An 18717-nucleotide genomic window follows, 5' to 3' on the forward strand; every position below is an offset into this window, starting at 1 on the left:
ATATTATTAAAGATATAAAGATTGCGTTACGCAAAAATTAGATTTTTTCTAACCCTAGTAGGTTCATTTTGATTCTACCATTCTTACTTTTCTTCCTATAATGTTACTTTTCTCCAGCTTTTTAAAGATGTAATGTCTAAAGCTCCTGCCTCTGCATACCCCTCACAAATAAAGCCTGGTACTTCTGCTCCATCCTGCAATTCTACTTTTCCAATACCGAGTGGCGATGGAATTGCAGTAGCAAACTTACCGAATTCTTTTAATGGCATTTTCCATATTTCTACTTCTATTGATGAGCCACCTTGATCTCTTTTAAGTAAGCCTGGCTTAGCTGGGGTTGTCGGAAGCTTAATAAATTTATATTTATCTGCTGTTAGATCTTCTCGGATAAATGTTGCCCCGTACTCAATCATTTGTTTCTCAAGTGCGAAAGAACGCATATGCAGTCCACAAACAGCAACAAGTGTTGTCCGTACTTTTTCCTTATCAGTAGGTAGTTCTTCACCTGAGAACAATTTAGCTAATCCAAAAATATAACCCTCTTGATCGGCTTCAGCAAACATAGTAATCCCAAATGGAATATTATCAGTCGTATCTTTAGTTGGTACTGCAATAGCACATAGGTCTAGTAAATTACAATGGTTCGTGTATCTTCCCATATCACTATTTGTGGCAATTGGATTCTCTCTTACCTCATCACGTGTCCAAGTTCCCCCAGCTGTTGGCATAATAAATACTGCGCCTTTAAGGAGCTTACTCGTTTTATTCTTTAACTCTTTTAATTTGTACATTGCTTCAAAAACACTCGCAGCGTCGTAGTGGTCCCCGCTACCAGAACGCAGAATCTTCTCTGTTACCTCAAATGCTGTATCTGGGTTGGCTTCAATAAATTCTCCAAGGGCTGCCCAGCGTTCAGCAATCCAAGGTCCATCGTATAAAATAGCTGCTGCCTCAGAGAACAACTCGACATCAACATACTCAACCGGAATCAAGCCTTTTTCTAACGTTTCAACAGTATGGTGCCATGCTGCCTCATATTCCTTTTCATAAGGACCAAAAAAGTATAATGGACCTTTGGGAAGCAGAATTTTTGTAGGTAATTCATAGCTAGGCTTCTCTAGATTTCTTGACCACGGATCCTGTGTATTCACTCCACGGACTACTGAATCCACTAGCTTAGAATCATCAATCGAATTTGCAAATACCGTTACACAGTCTAGGCTTGCACAAGCAGGTACAACTCCTTCAGTTGACCACGCCCCAAGACTAGGTTTAAAGCCAACAAGTCTATTAAGTGCAGCTGGGACACGACCAGAGCCAGCCGTATCTGTTCCTAACGCAAAAGCGGTTTGTCCTCGTGCTACACTAACCGCTGATCCCGAGCTTGAACCCCCGCTAATTAAAGAAGAATCTAGTGCATTATGAGTTTCACCATATGGGCTACGTGTTCCTACAAGTCCTGTTGCAAATTGATCTAAGTTCGCCTTACCAACAGGGATCGCACCCGCTTGAACTAGTTTTTCAACAATATAAGCATGCTCTTCCGGTATAAAGCTGTATCCCACGCAACCAGCTGTAGTTGTAACTCCCGCAAGATCGATATTATCTTTAATGGCAAAGGGCATTCCCCATAAAGGTGCTTCATTTGGGTCCAGTTTTTGTAATCCTTCTAGATAGGGTCCAATGAACTTCATATCAGGCTTTGTAATCCAGATGTTCATCTCCACGTCTCGCTCAGATCGCTCTATAATTTCTAACACTACCTCTTCTGGAGTTAGGGCCCCCGCAGCATACATCTCCTGTAATACCTCAATCGATAACTTTTCTGGAATCGCTACTTTTTTCATACGATAGCTACCTCCTTTTTCTTTTCTTCTAAAATTCCTGCGATCAACTGACCCGCATGAACTTCATCACCAGGTTTTACGAAAAGCTGTGAAATGACTCCATCACATGTTGCGTGCTGAGGGAATTCCATCTTCATGCTTTCCTCTATTAAAATGACATCCCCTTTTTGTACAGACTGTCCTTCCTGTACCAATACCTTCCATACGCTACCTGGCATCGTGCAATGTATACCTACTTCTCCTTCTTGAAGCTCATCTGGAGCTAGAGAGGCAGAATGATCAGTTTCAGAAATATACTCTGATAGTCCAAGCTCTTTCCAACGCATACGTTCTTCTTTAAATGCGTCTTTTTGCATGACACGGAACTCGTTGGAATCCTCTTGAATAGACTCTAGAAACTCTAAATAATCTCCTAAATTAAAGATAGTTTCCTCAATCTCTATTTCAAAACGACTACGTGTAAAGTCCTCTCTCATCTGTAGTAAATCATCTGCTTCTACAGGATAGAATTGAATTTGGTCGAAGAAGCGCAGTAACCATGGCTTTCCATCTCTAAAGCTTTTAGTCGAGCGATATTTATTCCACATTTGAACGGTACGCCCTACGAATTGATAGCCCCCAGGACCCTCCATTCCGTACACACACATATAAGCGCCACCAATTCCAACTGCATTTTCAGGTGTCCACGTTCTTGCAGGATTGTATTTCGTTGTTACTAGGCGATGTCTTGGATCGACAGGTGTAGCAACAGGAGCTCCTAGATACACATCACCTAAACCTAGAACTAAATAATTCGCATTATAGACAACCTCTTTAACATCCTGAATTTCTCTTAGACCGTTTATACGACGGATGAATTCTAGATTACTAGGACACCACGGAGCATCGGGTCTAACATTTTGATGATAGCGTTCCGTCGCTAACTGAGTAGAAGGGTCATCCCAAGATAATGGTAGCTTCACAATACGTGAAGGAACTTGAATAGACTCTAGTGGAGGAAGACTCTCATTTATAGCTACAACTTTCTCACATAATTCCTTCGATGAAATTTGAGTTGAATCAAAATGAATTTGTAATGATCGGATACCTGGAGTTAGGTCTTGGATGGAAAGCTCACTTTCATTTCGTAGTGCTTCCATTAATACATGTGCTTGAAAACGATAGCGTAAATCTAATTCCATCTCACCGTATTCAACTAGCATATACTCATCTCCAGCGCAGCGTATGGTTACTGAAAATTGACCTTCATTGCTTCTATATAAAACGGGGTATTCCGCGTCTAGTAAAGCCTTCGTGTCTGGAAGTTTACTCGGTACTAGGCTACTAAACTCACGACTTCCCATAGATTCTAGATTGTTCTCTTGTATACTTCGTAATTGCTCTGCTTCTTCTAACGTAAGGAGTTGAAATTGTACTTTATCCCCTGGGTGGAGCTGACCAATCTTCCAGCGTTCTGCAGAAGCTGTTGTAACAGGGCAAACAAATCCACCTAAGCTCGGCCCATCTGGACCAAGTAGTATCGGCATATCTCCAGTTAAATCTAGCGTTCCAATCGCATACGCATTATCATGTATGTTAGAAGGATGAAGCCCAGCGTCTCCCCCGTCCTCACGATTCCAAAGTGGTGCAGGTCCAACTAAACGGACACCTGTACGAGAGCTATTAAAGTGAACTTCAAATGTAGTTTCACTCAGCTTTTTCAAATACTCAGGTTGTAAAAATTCTACTGTACTATGGGGACCTGGAATGACACCTATCGTCCATGACCGGTTAATTGTAGGCCTATAAGTTTCTTCAAGAACTTGTTCGTCAACTACTATACTCGTACGGTTTACACGTAGGACATCTCCTACTCTTAATGCTCTACCCCCATGGCCACCAAAGTTACCGAGAGTAAATGTTGCTGAGCTTCCTAGGATCTTCGGCATATCAAAGCCACCCGTAACTAACAAGTAGGTTCTCATTCCTGACTTGGCTTCTCCAAATGAAAGAATTTGATTTGTCTTAGCATGAACTAGAGTATACATTTCTACTGGAGTATCATCTAGCTTTGCCTCCATATCTGCCCCAGTAATACAAAACGTCATATCTGATCTAAAGCGGTAAGAACCTCCTCGAAGGGTTAATTCTAAACCACTCGCAGTATCCTCATTACCTAATACTTTATTCCCAATGCGGAAGGAATGATCATCCATTGGGCCACACGGAGGTACACCCACATCCCAATGACCTACTCTACCCGGATAATCCTGAATTGTCGTTTGTACCCCGCCATCAAGAACCTCGATTGCAAATTCTTTCGGCTCAAAGTTATTTAGCATACGTGTAAATACATCTCCCGTATAGAAAACTGGCTCTTCGAGTAAAGACTCAACATATTCTAAATTTGTTGTAATCCCATATAAGCGTGTATTGGCAAGAGCTTCTTGTAGCTTCTCAATTGCCTCATCACGAGTATTCGCATGGACGATGATTTTCGCTAGCATGGGGTCATATAATGTTGTTACATTGATTCCATCACGTACCCATGTCTCGACACGAGCTGAATCTGGGAATTTCACTTGATCAATCAGGCCGGCACTTGGTCTAAATTGTTGGAGGCAATCTTCAGCATAGATACGAGCTTGAATACTATGTCCTGTTGGAGCTTGAACTTTTTCTTCTAAATTCACTAAGTCATTACTAGCCTCTAGAATCATCCACTCGACTAGGTCAACACCTAATACTTCTTCTGTTACACCATGCTCAACTTGTAATCTCGTATTTACCTCTAAGAAATAAAATTGTTCTGTGGCTGAATCAAAGAGATATTCCACTGTTCCTGCACTTCTATAACCAACCTCCTGTGCGAGTCTCTTAGCAGAGGCTTGCATTTCCTCCCTTACATCAACAGGTAAATTCGGAGCTGGACTTTCTTCAATCACCTTTTGGTTACGTCTTTGAACAGAGCAATCGCGCTCCCCAAGTGCAACAACCTCCCCCTCTTGGTTACCGAAGATTTGTACCTCCACATGACGTGCTTTTTCAATATACTTCTCTACAAATAGTCCACCATTATTAAAATTAGTTTCAGCTAAGTGACGTACTCCTTCAAAGGCTTGAAGCAATTCTTCCTCCTTCTCACAAACTCTCATCCCAATCCCACCGCCACCTGCAGTACTTTTCAATATAACAGGATAGCCAATTTGCGCTGCTTCACTTACCGCTAGTTCTTGTTCTGTAATAAGAGATGTTCCTGGTAATAAGGGGACATTGGCACGTTCTGCGATTTCACGAGCACTATGCTTGAGTCCAAACATATTCATTTGCTCTGGTGTAGGTCCGATAAAGACAATTCCATTTTGCTCACATGCCGTTGCAAAATCTGAATTCTCACTTAAAAATCCATATCCCGGATGAATGGCACAAGCCTCTACATCTAAAGCGGTCTGTAAAATAAGGTCTTGATTCAAATAACTATCTTGAACGGGGCCCTCTCCAATTAGAATTGCTTCATCTGCTAAATCTACATGTAAACTATCTTGATCTGCTTTTGTATAAACGGAAACGGATCCTATCCCTAGATTTTTCAACGTTCTTATAATTCTTACTGCAATAGCCCCTCTATTAGCTATAAGTACTTTCTTAAACATCATGACGTCCTCCTTATTTATCCCAAATGAGTACTCTTACTGGTGTTGGATTATAGGCGTTACAAGGATTATTTAATTGGGGACAGTTACTGATTAGGGCAACTGTATTTGAGATAACCTCCATTTCAACATACCTGCCCGGTGCCGAAACACCGTCTGCAAAGGTTAATCCTCCTTCTGGTGTGACAGGTACATTCATGAAAAAGTTAATATTCGGAGCTAAATCACGCTTTGTATAAGAACCACCGAATTTCTCCATTTGAAGCATAAATGTGTCACGGCAATTATGCATAGGAAGCTTTTCATGTGCGTATCTCACTGTATTACTTTGTGCTGAACAAGCTCCACCTAACGTGTCGTGTCTTCCACATGTATCTGCAACAATTTTTAATAATGCTTTTCCTGATTCACTTTTCAAAACAGAACCCGTTGTTAAATAAATATTTTCTTGTCCTGTAATGGTGTTGACTGCACTATAGTGATCCTCTGGATGATCCGCATCAAAAAATAATGTATCCGCTGCTTGGTTACCTTCGAGGTCAACAATACGAAAAATCTGCCCCTCTTTCAGTTCTCTCATCCAACCGTCTCCTGCTAAGACCACTTCATTATAAACGGCGTCGCTTTCATTTCTAGCACTCTCTACTCTATTAAAAGCTGTCATATCTTTTCTCCTCCTATCGATTCAGGCTGTAATATTCCCATGTATTTTCAAATGCACGTCGATTTTCTGGACGGTAATTCACACATTCATCTAATGTATTTGCTGGCTCCGCTTCAAAAACTTCCATTTGAATCGGAACTGATGGATAGTTTGTATTTGGGTCTAATGGATTCGGTGTATTAGATAAGACGATTAGCATATCCATTTCTGTACGAAGTGTTATCGTATCTCCTTTTTTACTATGGGAACTGGCGAAATTCATCTTCCCCTTTTCATCACAATATACTTTGGAAAATAAGTTCACGACTGGTGCCATATCACGCATACCTAATCCGCTACGTACTAATTCCATTGCAAAGTTTTCTTCCCCACTTCGATACCAATCATTTCTTTTTTCTTGATAGGTAGTACTACCGTATTTTTCGTCTGTTAGTTTCCTAGAAGTGTAGCCACTAATCGAATCATGCCAACCTACACTATCGTCAACAATACTTGCTAGCACTCTACCATTATCACTCATCAGAACATGACCTTTCGTTAAGTGTGATGTATATTGAGCCTTTAATGTATCTGACATATTGTAGCGCTCCGTTAAATCCTTTTGATTAAACATTAAGAGAGAAAGATTGGCACCCACACCTAATGCTGTAAAGCGAATATATTTATTTCTTGAAATGATCCCGGACCATTTGCCTCCTGAAACAAGAGTTATATTCCAAATCGAATTCATCCCATTCAACCTCCAGAAAATATCAGTCTATGATTAGAGAAAGCCTAGGAGAAAGTCTCCCAGGCTTTTATCCTTCCGTGTTATATAGTCAACTTCTGACTATACGCTCTCTCTCGGTCCAGACTTAACGGAAAAACCATTAACGGAACCCTAGACAGCTTTGTTGTTCTATTTAAGAACCTATATTTGATTAGTGCTGTAACATTGAAACAATATGTTTTTTAACTTTCATAAACTTATCTACATTAACTAATTCATTATCTTTATAAAGGTTTAGATCTGCGTTAATTTCTTCTGCAATTCGACCAGGTCTAGCGTCCATCACATAAATTCGTTGAGATAAGAAAAGAGCTTCATCGATATCATGTGTGATAAAAACAATCGTTGTCTTTTCTTTCTTCCAAATATCTAGAAGTAAATGCTGCATAGATTGCTTTGTTTGTGCATCTAGTGCCCCAAACGGTTCATCCATCAGTAGCACATCCGGATTATTAGCAAGAGAACGAGCAATTGCAACACGCTGCTTCATTCCACCAGATAACTCTTTACCGTAAGAATCAGCAAATCGTTCTAGCCCTACTATTTTTAAATAACGGTCTGTAATTTCAGCTCTCTCTTTTTTACTCATTTTCTTAAGCTTTAAACCAAATTCAATATTCTCTCGTACGGTTAACCAAGGAAATAATGTGTAGGATTGAAACACCATCCCTCGCTCTACACTAGGTCCAGTTACTTCCTTTCCTGAAACGACCACACTTCCATCTGATGGTTCTTCAAGTCCAGCTAAGATTCGTAGGACAGTAGATTTTCCACAACCTGATGGTCCAAGAAAAGTAACAAACTCACCATTTTGCACATAAAAGGATACATCTTTTAACGCTTCAAACCTATTCTTCTTCGTCTCATATACCTTGCCTAATTTCGAAACGTCGATCTTGATATCCTCAGCTTTCGGTCTAGGTCTAGCAATAGGATCCTTTAAGACTGTTAACATTAATGGTTTCCTCCTTCAGCCCACGGGAATAATTTTTTAGAAGCGATAGCAAAACAACGATCAATCGTTAACCCAAGTAATCCAATGACTAAAATCCCAACAAATATCAATTCTGTATCTAAAAATCTTTGGGCTTTCATGATCGTGTAACCTAACCCACTATTGGCTGCAACTAGCTCTGCAACAATTAAATACGTCCATGCCCAACCCATGATCAAACGCATAGTCGACATAAGCTTAGGAAGAAGTGCTGGGACGATAACTTTAAAGATAACCTGGATACGTTTTGCACCTAATGTATATGACGCTGAAAGTAGGTCTCTGTTAATGCGAAGCGTGTCGTCTGCAACCATTAACACCAGCTGGAAGAAACAACCTATAAAAATAACCATAATTTTAGCTGATTCACCAATCCCTGCCCAAACCATTATTAGTGGAATAAATGCAGCTGCTGGCATGTAACGAATAAATTCAGTTAAAGGAAGTACAGCAGATTCAGCAAATTTAAAAGTACCAGCAAGAATACCAAGTGGAATTCCAATCAAACATGCAAGCAGGAAGCCCATAAATACCCGATACACACTAATCCCGATATGCCCCCAAAACTCAGCACTAGCAATAGATTCAAAGAAAGCAACAACTACTGTAAAAGGTGTCGGTAAGAAGATTTCATTTACAACGTTTAACCAACTCAATGTACTCCATATCAAGAAAACGGATAGAAAAGCGAAAGCGATCCCAAGTAGGTACCAACCCTTTGGTATTTCCTCTCGTATTTTAAATAATTTATTAGGCCTTTTTTTCTTTGTCGGTGGTTCCATGATTTTTCCTCCTAATAATTTTAGTAAAAGGGGCAGAATCTAATTGGAAACCCTTCGCCCCTTATACTAATTTTTAATTTCTTCTTTCAAGCTCTTTTTCAATAAAAGATGGTGCTATTAAGTTATCGAAGCTTGGAATTTCTCTAATAAATTCAAGATCATATAAAAATTCTGCATTTCTTTCTGCTGTGTAAATTAGGGATTTATAAGACTCTTCATAGCTATACGCTGCTAGTGTCTCTTCTGGGCTGAATAATCGGAATCCATCCATTCCAATTGCTAATTCTGATGTTTGAATCTCAGCAGCTTCAGCAATAATTTGAATTGCTTCTTCTTCGTTTTCATGGAAGTAATCTACTGCGTCAAACCAAGCTGCTACAATTTTTGATACATCCTCTTCCCTTTCTTCTAACACTTCTTGGCGCATTGCCAATACATCGGCAATCAACCCTGGGAATTCAGCAGACGTAATCAACTTCTGTCCACTTCCTTGCTCCTCAGCAATACTTAAGAATGGCTCCCATAAGCTAGCTGCGTCTAAATTACCTGCTATAAAAGTCGTTCCTGCGTCTTGAACTACCATGTTAGTAAAGTTAACATCTCTTTCACTTAATCCCGCTTCTTGTAATGCCGTTAACATAAAGAAGTGAGCAATCGTACCGATCTCTGTAGCGATTTTCTTACCCCTCAAATCATCTAGGGTTTGAATTTCTTCTGTTGTAATCAAACCATCTCCACCATGAGAGTTGTCAGTTATAAAAACGGCACGGATATCAATGTTTCTAGATAAAGGTGCAATCGTATCAATTAAAGCCTGGCTGTTCCCATCGATTTCTCCCGTATTTAGGGCTGATAGAGAATCTGCATAAACTGGGAAGTAAACTAGTTCAACATCCACACCATGCTTTTCAAAGAATCCTTTTTCTTCAACTAAATGCCATAAGTACCAGCTAGGTAGAGCACTAAAGCCTATTTTTATAGGTTTACCCTCCCCATTTGATGAACCTGATGTACCTTCTGACTGACCACATGCTGCTAATAATACAGCTGAGATCATGATTAACATTAAACTTTTTACCCTTTTCATTACCTTCACCTCATCCTTTTAAAGTAAAAAAAGAGATAATGAGTTTTATTCATTATCTCCCGGGCTTTTATCCCTCCGTGTAGCATAAAACTTGTTCATGCCGCCTACTCTTGGTCACAGACTCTCAAAATATATTGAAACGGAACCCTAGAAGGCTGTTATTCAATTAAGTTATTTAAATACTAACATGGCATATTAATCTAATGTTAAATGACGGAAGGAAACCTTACATATAAATTTTCAGTCTAATTCTACTTTAACTAACCTGCTTAGTATAATAAACTGTACATATACTACAAATTTATTTTCCGTTCTTCAACAATATGGAACGATTGTGAAAGAAAATTGCTGCGCAGTACTGGCCAACTAAAAGAGACGATCACTTGAATTGTGATCGCCATTAAAATCGTTTTCGTTACAAGTATCGTTGTACTGTTCAATAGAGAAAAAGCGATAAACATCTCCTTTTTCTTTCAAGATATAACCTTACCATTCATATTTTCTTAAATTTTATTTCCTTCACCATTAGGTTCTGCAAGTCTTCTTCCCACCCAAATGGTTTGTTGTTCTCTTTTGTAATTACTTTACTTGCCTGTCCATTTTCAACATAGATCCACTTTTTTGTATCCTCGTCTTGAAAAAAACCTGTGATTGACGTAGATATATGATGAAATGATTCATGGACAGAATAGATCCTACCATAATGTATATCACTTTCTTCATAAATATCATGAATCCATTCATCCTTCATATTTTGAAGCCAAAGTTGCGACGAGTTTGACATTCCAACAAGTTTCGCTTTTTTCACTTGTCTTTTTAATACATACTTCATCCAAAGCTACTCCTTTATGAAGAAAAGCGTAAGGCGCCTGCCTATCGGCGAAAAGTACTAGAAGGCCTGCACGTAGCGGTTTGCTCTTTGACCGCAAGTGAAGGACTGAAATGTTCGAGCCGATTACGCGTGTAGCTAGACACCTTTACAGCTTCAAAAATTTATATTTTCCGTAAAAGCAAGACACTTTTCCAACTCTAAATTTCTATTAAACTCCTAAGCTTTCCTTTAGTTTCGGCACAGCATTAACGATATGGCGGTTAATTGCCAATTCCTCTGGACTATAGCCTAAAGCTAAACCAATTAATTGAGGTAAGTGTAAAATTGGTATTTCAATATCTGCACTATAGCCTTTTTGTGCATCTGGTTGATACATATCTAATTGCATTTGGCATAGTGGGCACGGTGTAACCATACAATCAGCTCCAGCCATCTTTGAAGAAATGCAATTCGTCGCTGTTAGCTTTAATACTTCTTTTTCCGCTGGGAAAACAGCGTGGAAGCCACAGCAAGCTAATCGTTGATCAAAATCAACACATTCAGCACCTAACGCTTCAGCAATCATTTCCATTGAGCGTGGATTACGGTGATTTTCAAAGCCCATAATTTGAGGTGGTCTAACAATATGACACCCATAAAAGTTAGCTACTTTTAAACCGGTTAATGGTTTTTTTACTAGCTTTTTTAAATTTTCAATTCCATAGTCTTGGATAAGAGCCCATAATAAATGAGTAACTTCACTTGTCCCTTTGTACTCTAAACCAGACTCGCGTAAACCTTTATTAACTTTTTTCTTTAACTCAGGATCTTCATCTAAATCCTTTTTTGTTGTACGAAGCATTAAGGTACACGTGTTACAAACAGTCATTAGTGGGGCATCTAGCTTTTCAGCTAAAGCAAGGTTTCTGGCATTTACACTCGTTGCTAAAAACTCATCTACGTCTTGAATGTGGCTGGCACCGCAACAAGTCCAGCCATCTAATTCAATCAATTCAATCCCTAGAGCACTTGCAACTTTCTTTGTAGAGATCATTAATTCTCCTGCAGCAGATTCTAATGTACAACCTGGAAAAAATCCGTATCTCATTACTTGCTCACCTCCTGGGCATATTTATAAATTTTTCTAATACCTTCAATACCATTTACTTTCTTTGGCATATGAAGTGGATTAATCTTACCTTTATAAACCATTCTAGCTGCCATCGGAACACGTTTACCGATTGTTTTCACCATTCCATCTGTTTTGATTGGAAGCATCATTTCATTTAATCTTCCTACCTTCTTTACATCATCATAAAAGGCATAAGCATGACGTGCTCCTTGATTATCTTTTGCGCCCATTTTCATTGTAGTTTTTCTTAAATAGGCAATTTGATCAGTTAAAGGAATTCCTTTTGGACAGTTTGTCACACATTGCATACAATGAATACATTTCCATAATTCATTATCTAACACAGGCTGAATATGTTCATTTGAACTCCCGTCTCTAGAGTCTAACGCAAAACGATATGCCTTGTTTAAAATAAACGGATCGAGATAAACACCATCATTGACATTCAACTGTCCACATTCTGAAGTGCATACTCCACAAAGGATACAGTCAGTAGGTGAAGCAATCTTCGAAAATTCCTGCTCAGTTTGCTTAAAGCCTTTTTCAACACTACCTTCTTCTGTAGGAATTAACCATGGTTTTACAAGCTTTAGCTTTTTCATCTTAGGCTTCCAGTCAATAACTAAATCCCTAATTACGTCATAGTTCTTTAGAGGTTCAAATGTTAACATTTTTGAGTCAAATGTTTCGATAATTTCATCTAATGGCGTTTTACAGCCTAAATAGGATGTTCCATTAATTCTAACTCCACAGCTTCCACAAATAGCGTGACGACAAGCAGAAGTAAAATTTAATGTTGGATCTATTTCATCTTTAATTTTTGTTAACGCCCAAAGAACCGTTTTGTTTTCTTCGTAAGGGAATTGGTATTCTTGAACCCATTTAGTTGTCCCATCATAGCGATGAATTCGAAAAATAAATTTTTCCATTAGTATTTTCGCTCCTCCGGTTGATACTTTGTAATTTTTACTTGGATATACTCTAACTCATAATCATCGTTTTCTCTTTTATGAACAAGTGTATGAGCTAAGAAATTAGCATCATCTCTCGTTTGGTAATCTCCACGGGAGTGAGAGCCACGACTTTCTTTTCGATTAAGAGCCGCCATTACTACACCCTTGGCTAAGTCAAGTAAATTTCCAATCTCGACATAATTAACAAATGCCATATTGTAGCGAACAGCAGGATCACCAATATACGTATCTTTATAGTCTTTAATTAATTGGTTAATTTCCTTTAAAGCTGTTGCCATCTCTTCTTCTTTTCGGAAAATACCAACATTATCCCACATCGTTTGAGCCATTTTATTTCTTATGTCTACGATGTTTTTGCCAGTCTTTTTATTTCGGATCGTTTCAAACTTTTTATTCCAAACTTGTGCTTCTTGATTAAGTTTTGTTTCTGAACCATATGAACGCCGGTGGGCTGTTTCTCTTGCTCCAATACCTGCATATTTCCCAAAAAGAACAACATCAGCTACAGAGTTTCCACCTAAGCGGTTCGCTCCGTGAAGTGACACACACGCACATTCTCCAGCAGCATGAATTCCTTCAATTTGCGTACTCAATGTTTCAGGATTTATAACGTGAATTCCACCCATCATATAGTGACAGCTTGGACGGATTGGTACAGGCTCCTCTAACATATCAACACCTTCAAATTCCATTGCAAGCTCGCGAACCTGAGGAAGTCGCTCCATAATCTTCTTTTTACCTAGATGTCTTAAATCCATTAGGACGTAGGAATCCATTCCTTCACCAAAGCCACGACCTTCTTTAATCTCAGTTTCAATAGATCTAGAAACGAGGTCACGTGGTCCTAATTCCATTTTCTCTGGTGCATAGCGTGCCATAAAGCGCTCGCCATCTTTATTTAATAAATAACCACCTTCACCACGACATGCTTCTGATAATAAAACTCCAGTAGAAGCTAACCCTGTTGGATGAAACTGTACAAATTCAGGATCTTTTAAAGGGATACCAATATTAAAGCAAGCGGCCGTTCCATCACCAGTCATATTTAAGGCGTTTGTCGTTCTGTTCCAATAAATTCTTCCGAAACCACCTGTTGCGATTACGACTGATTTTGCTTTAATTGGAACAATCTCACCTGTTTTTATGTTCATTACAACTAAACCTGTAAAACTACTGTCTTCAACTACTAGAGAAAGTAGAAACCACTCATCAAAAAAATCTACTTCTTTCTTTAAGCACTGTTCATAAATTGAGTGAAGAATAACATGACCAGTTTTATCTGCTGAATAACAAGTTCTTGGACTTGAAGCTCCACCAAACGGTCGTTGAGCAATATTTCCATTCCCATCACGCGAAAACGGAACACCGTAATAATCTAACTCAGAAATAACCTCTGGCATTTTCGTCGTGAAAAATTCAACGGCATCCTGGTCAGCTAAAAAGTCACTTCCTTTAACTGTATCTTTAAAATGCTTTTCAGGTGAATCTGTTGAATCACGATAACCCATTGCTGCATTAATTCCACCTTGAGCAGCACCTGTATGGGATCTTGTAGGAAAAATTTTTGATATACATGCAACTTTTAAACTTTCATCTTCACTAGCAGAAAGTGCGGCCATCATTCCAGCTCCGCCTGCTCCAACTACTACTACATCATAAGCTAGCATCGGTAATCCCCCTCATTAATGAACTAATCTACTTGTTTGTATTGTTGGACCCCAAGCTCATACAAATCATTGCCTAAAGAGTCGATTGCTACTATACATGGATAATCCACAACTTCCATTCGTCTAATTGCCTCAGGACCTAATTCAGGAAACGCTACGATATCTACTTTTTGGATCGTATCAGCAATTAATGCCGCCGCTCCACCAATAGCTGCAAAGTAAACAGCACCATTTTCCTTCATCGAGTCGATTACAGCCTTACTTCTCGGGCCTTTACCAATCATCCCTTTTAAACCTTGCTCCATCATTGTCGGAGAATAAGCGTCCATTCTTCCACTAGTTGTTGGTCCACAGGAACCGATAACTTTTCCTGGCTTTGCTGGCGTAGGACCGGCATAATAGACTACTTGATCATTAAAGTCTACCGGTAATTCTTTTCCTTCAGCTAACAGATCAACTAAAATTTTATGAGCAGCATCACGAGCTGAGTAAATAACTCCAGTAATCGAAACTTGATCTCCTGCTTTTAAATCTTTCACTTGTTCATATGTTAATGGTGTCGTAATTTTTTTAATCGTTGCCATCATCTATTCCCCCTAAAGAATTGCTTCTTTATGACGCGCCGCGTGACAGTTTAACGTTACACAAACAGGCATCATTGCAATATGAGTTGGATATGTTTCAATATGAACTGCTAAGGCCGTTACTTTTCCACCAAACCCTTGTGGGCCAATACCAAGTTTATTAATTTTTTCTAATAGCTTCTTTTCAAGCTCAGCATATTCTGGGTTAGGGTGTGGTTCACCAGCATGGCGAGCTAATGCTTTTTTCGCTAAAAGTGTACATTTATCCATCGTACCGCCAATTCCTACACCGACAATAACTGGTGGACAAGGATTTCCACCTGCTTGAGTGATTGAATTCACGATAAAATCGACAACTCCATCTAAGCCTTCAGAAGGTTTACACATTTTAACTGCACCCATATTTTCACTACCTGCGCCTTTAGGTAAAACTTGAATGCGAAGCTGATCTCCTGGAACAACCTCTGTATGAATAACAGCAGGTGTGTTATCCCCAGTATTCTTACGGTCAAGAACAGGGTCTGCTACTACTGATTTTCGCAAGTAGCCATCCTCGTAGCCTTGACGAACTCCTTCGTTAATAGCATCTACTAAACTACCACCAGTTACGTGGAGATCCTGACCTACTTCAACTAAGATAACCGTCATCCCAGTATCTTGACACATTGGAACATCTTCTTCTCTTGATAGCTTCACATTTTTCAAAATTTTTTCTAGACTATATTTTCCAAATTGAGATTCTTCTTTTTCTAAGCCTTCTTCAATTAGCTTCTCAACGTCCTCTGGCAAATCACAGGCTGCCTTCATACACAGGCCTCTAACTGCTTCAGTAATTTTTTCAGTTGAAATTTCACGAATTTTTGTGATTGTTTCGCTCATTACGATTGCCTCCCTTATTTAGAAACTGCTAGTGCTTCATGTTGTTCAAGAGGTGGCGAGACTAGCTCGCCACAGTTTGAACATAGTAGAAATGGAATTTTCAGTTCATATTCATCGTCATTTCCATGGTATAATTCTTCCCTAAGCTCTGATTTTACAGATGCTTGACAACAATTCGACTTCATTCACTTCAACTCCCTATAAATCATTTTTTAGCTACAAAACTCAAAGGTTCGTTTTACCAAAGACCTAATACTTTCCACCACAATCCACCAATTCCAAGCCATACAATAATATGAATGATGGAAATTAAGAAACCAATAGACCACCATTTATTTTGCGATACAAACCCAGTTCCGAAAAATACTGGTGCAGGGCCTGCTCCGTAATGCGTTGTACAAGAGAATAAGCTACTAAAGAACGCTAACAGTAACGCTGCCATCATTGGTGGAGCTCCAACTGCTATTAATACTGCTAAAAATGCTGCATACATAGCACTTACGTGTGCCGTGTTACTTGCAAAGAAGTAATGGGAGTAGAAGTACACAACTGCTAATACTACTAATGCAACCATCCAGCTCATACCTGAAACTGAACCTTCCATCACTCCACTAAACCAAGGAATCATCCCTAAGCTATTTAAGAAGTTAGCCATCATTACTAACGCCGCAAACCAGACAAGCGTATCCCAAGCACCTTTTTCATTTTTAATATCATCCCAATTTAATACTTGAACTAATAAAAGTGTACAGAGTCCGATAAATGCTGTTGTTGTTGCGTCAATTCCTACATTTGATCCAAAAATCCATAGGCCTAAAATTAGGAAGAAGACACCAACCATATACCACTCTGCTTTTTTCAATGGACCCATTTCTTGTAATTTCTTTTTTGCTAAATCAGATGCTCCTGGAGTTTCTTTAATTTCAGGAGGATATAACTTATAAATGACTAACGGAATAAGAATTAAACTGATAATTCCAGGAACTAATGCAGCCATCATCCAACCAGTCCACGTAATATTCACTCCTGCAACCTCTCCTGCTAAACTCATTGCTAGGGGGTTAGCTGCCATTGCTGTTAAGAACATCGCAGAAGTAATATTTACTCCTTGGAAAGAAACCTTTGTTAAAAATGCACCAACTTTTCTTTCCGTACCATCACCAACACGAGATCCATACGTTTCTGATAACGACCGAATGATAGGAAGAATAATCCCACCTGCACGTGCTGTATTTGATGGCATTGCCGGTGCTAATAATAAATCACTTAATAGTAGTGAATAAGAAAGTCCTAGTGTTTTCTTTCCGAACTTCATTACGAAGAAATATGCTACCCTTGTACCTAAACCTGTTTTTATAAAGCCACGTGAGATAAAAAACGCAATTACAATTAACCAAATAACAGTATTACTAAATCCACTTAAAGCTTCACCCATTGTCAAGGTTTGTGTTAAAACGGTTGCCGTTAAACCGAATATCGCAACAACACCCATTGGCATAGGTTTAATAATCAAGCCTATGATCGTAGCGACAAAGATTGCAAACAGTTGCCACGCTTGTGGTTCTAACCCTGATGGTGGGGTAATATTCCAAATAATAACCCCAATCGCTAACGTAATTAATAATGGTATAAATTTCACTTCGCTTTTCTTTTCTGAACCTTTAGGCGGTTGCTCTGCTTCTTTTTTTAAATGATGCTTATTTAGCTTAGAAGCTGGTAATGCCATTTCGCTCACTCCTTTAATTAAAAATTAATAGTGAAAGTTAGCCGAAAAATTTAAATGATAATGGCTGTATGTCTTAATTTAATTTTTAAACAAAGAACGAATGTGAAGACGTTCACATTTTAGTCAAAAAATTTATTCGTAGTTTCCTACGAAAGCTGTTAAAAATAGTTTTAATACTAACTCTCACATTTTTTTCGCATTTCGGGGTGCGATAGCCCCTTGATTGATCAATCAATGTTTCTAATCTCAATTTACTTAATTTGCTTAAGATTAGATAGTTATTGTAAGTTAGTAAAACATAAAAAAAATATTGCAAGTGAAACACTTCACAATATTAGTTACAAAAGTTACAAAACTCCTTTAACTAAGTTAAACTTTCTAAAGTATAAAAAATAAGACTTCCCAGTTTAGCAAGAAGGGAAATCTTATTTTTTATTGCAATTATAAATATTTTTTAATGATGTCTTCATCAGTAGAGATTAATTGATGCTTATACACCGGTCGTCCAACTGTTCCATAAACAACCTCTGTCTTTATAAGCTGAATGTCGTTCAAAAAACTCAAGTATTTCCGCAATGAAACTCGTGAGATACCAACTTCCACCGCAAGCTCTTCGGTAGAAAACGGGGAAATTCTCATCACCTTACTATGTTCCCACACTAATTGTAATGTATTTTTAGTAAGTCCTTTTGGTAGCTCAAGACTATTTATTGTATGTTGCTGCTGTTGAGGACTTTTGTGAAAAAACTGCTTATCTAAATCTTCTTGGCGTAATTTTGGTTGATTGTTGATAATCAACTTTTCTCGTTTATAATCATTCAAAGCCGCACAAAAACGTTCAAACTCAAACGGCTTTATTAAATAATCTACGACACCGAAACGAAGCGCTTTTTGGATACTTTCGTTATCACATGCAGCTGAAATAACTATAATATCTACTTCTTTTTCAGTACTCCTAATTTTTGAAAGCAAGTCCCAGCCTGTTTTATTTGGCATATAAATGTCTAATAATAGCAAGTGAACTGTTTTTTTATTTAATATCTCAATCGCCTCATCCACTGAAGGAGTAATTGCAACTAATTCATAGCCATCAATCTTTTCTAAATAGCGGCGATTAAATTCCGCCACCATAGGATCATCTTCTACAATTAATACATATATCACGGTTA

17 protein-coding genes and 2 riboswitches are annotated in these 18717 nt (G+C 38.6%); all 17 genes read right to left on the reverse strand.

What is annotated here, in order from left to right; genetic code table 11:
• Positions 1 to 95: 95 nt before the first annotated feature.
• The 17 genes from atzF to BKP35_RS07830 all read right to left on the reverse strand — a co-directional run bounded on the left by atzF (position 96) and on the right by BKP35_RS07830 (position 18712).
• Complete coding sequence (gene atzF / locus BKP35_RS07760) at positions 96 to 1847, reverse strand: allophanate hydrolase (RefSeq protein ID WP_071312783.1); 1752 nt, start codon at positions 1845 to 1847, stop codon at positions 96 to 98.
• On the reverse strand, positions 1844 to 5479 hold the full coding sequence (gene uca, locus BKP35_RS07765; protein WP_071312784.1) for an urea carboxylase: 3636 nt from the start codon (positions 5477 to 5479) through the stop codon (positions 1844 to 1846). Before uca ends, atzF begins: the two co-directional genes overlap by 4 nt.
• 13 nt (positions 5480 to 5492) lie before the next feature.
• A complete protein-coding gene (locus BKP35_RS07770) occupies positions 5493 to 6143 on the reverse strand; it encodes an urea amidolyase associated protein UAAP2 (RefSeq protein WP_071312785.1) in 651 nt (216 codons plus the stop codon).
• Between the two features lie 13 nt (positions 6144 to 6156).
• A complete protein-coding gene (locus BKP35_RS07775; RefSeq protein ID WP_071312786.1) occupies positions 6157 to 6873 on the reverse strand; it encodes an urea amidolyase associated protein UAAP1 in 717 nt (238 codons plus the stop codon).
• Between the two features lie 54 nt (positions 6874 to 6927).
• Positions 6928 to 7038: riboswitch (guanidine-I (ykkC/yxkD leader) on the reverse strand.
• A gap of 25 nt (positions 7039 to 7063) precedes the next feature.
• The gene (locus tag BKP35_RS07780; RefSeq protein WP_071312787.1) at positions 7064 to 7867 is read right to left on the reverse strand and encodes an ABC transporter ATP-binding protein; all 804 of its coding nucleotides are present in this window, start codon (positions 7865 to 7867) and stop codon (positions 7064 to 7066) included.
• Complete coding sequence (locus BKP35_RS07785; RefSeq protein ID WP_071312788.1) at positions 7867 to 8688, reverse strand: ABC transporter permease; 822 nt, start codon at positions 8686 to 8688, stop codon at positions 7867 to 7869. Before BKP35_RS07785 ends, BKP35_RS07780 begins: the two co-directional genes overlap by 1 nt.
• A 73-nt stretch (positions 8689 to 8761) precedes the next feature.
• Positions 8762 to 9775, reverse strand: a complete 1014-nt coding sequence (locus BKP35_RS07790) for an ABC transporter substrate-binding protein (protein WP_071312789.1) — start codon at positions 9773 to 9775, stop codon at positions 8762 to 8764.
• A 54-nt stretch (positions 9776 to 9829) separates the two neighbouring features.
• A riboswitch (guanidine-I (ykkC/yxkD leader) is annotated at positions 9830 to 9937 on the reverse strand.
• Positions 9938 to 10068: 131 nt separating this feature from the next.
• Positions 10069 to 10215 (reverse strand): hypothetical protein, encoded by a 147-nt coding sequence (locus tag BKP35_RS19445; RefSeq protein WP_169819165.1) that lies wholly within the window; start codon positions 10213 to 10215, stop codon positions 10069 to 10071.
• 53 nt (positions 10216 to 10268) lie between these two features.
• Entirely contained in the window at positions 10269 to 10607 is a 339-nt protein-coding gene (locus tag BKP35_RS07795; RefSeq protein ID WP_071312790.1) for a hypothetical protein, read from the reverse strand.
• 208 nt (positions 10608 to 10815) lie between these two features.
• Positions 10816 to 11694, reverse strand: a complete 879-nt coding sequence (locus tag BKP35_RS07800) for a CoB--CoM heterodisulfide reductase iron-sulfur subunit B family protein (RefSeq protein WP_071312791.1) — start codon at positions 11692 to 11694, stop codon at positions 10816 to 10818.
• The gene (locus BKP35_RS07805) at positions 11694 to 12647 is read right to left on the reverse strand and encodes a succinate dehydrogenase/fumarate reductase iron-sulfur subunit (RefSeq protein WP_071312792.1); all 954 of its coding nucleotides are present in this window, start codon (positions 12645 to 12647) and stop codon (positions 11694 to 11696) included. Before BKP35_RS07805 ends, BKP35_RS07800 begins: the two co-directional genes overlap by 1 nt.
• Complete coding sequence (locus tag BKP35_RS07810) at positions 12647 to 14359, reverse strand: FAD-binding protein (protein ID WP_071312793.1); 1713 nt, start codon at positions 14357 to 14359, stop codon at positions 12647 to 12649. Before BKP35_RS07810 ends, BKP35_RS07805 begins: the two co-directional genes overlap by 1 nt.
• 23 nt (positions 14360 to 14382) lie before the next feature.
• Entirely contained in the window at positions 14383 to 14943 is a 561-nt protein-coding gene (locus tag BKP35_RS07815) for a Fe-S-containing hydro-lyase (RefSeq protein WP_071312794.1), read from the reverse strand.
• Positions 14944 to 14955: 12 nt separating this feature from the next.
• The gene (locus BKP35_RS07820; protein ID WP_071312795.1) at positions 14956 to 15822 is read right to left on the reverse strand and encodes a fumarate hydratase; all 867 of its coding nucleotides are present in this window, start codon (positions 15820 to 15822) and stop codon (positions 14956 to 14958) included.
• Positions 15823 to 15836: 14 nt separating this feature from the next.
• On the reverse strand, positions 15837 to 16007 hold the full coding sequence (locus BKP35_RS19450) for a hypothetical protein (protein WP_169819166.1): 171 nt from the start codon (positions 16005 to 16007) through the stop codon (positions 15837 to 15839).
• Between the two features lie 53 nt (positions 16008 to 16060).
• A complete protein-coding gene (locus BKP35_RS07825; protein WP_084031516.1) occupies positions 16061 to 17548 on the reverse strand; it encodes an anion permease in 1488 nt (495 codons plus the stop codon).
• Positions 17549 to 17989: 441 nt separating this feature from the next.
• Positions 17990 to 18712 carry a response regulator gene (locus tag BKP35_RS07830; RefSeq protein ID WP_071312796.1) on the reverse strand — a complete coding sequence of 241 codons (723 nt, stop codon included), beginning with the start codon at positions 18710 to 18712 and terminating at the stop codon, positions 17990 to 17992.
• Positions 18713 to 18717: the final 5 nt, after the last annotated feature.

The sequence above is a fragment of the Anaerobacillus arseniciselenatis genome (genome assembly GCF_001865995.1).
GTDB classification, from domain to species: Bacteria; Bacillota; Bacilli; order Bacillales; family Anaerobacillaceae; genus Anaerobacillus; species Anaerobacillus arseniciselenatis.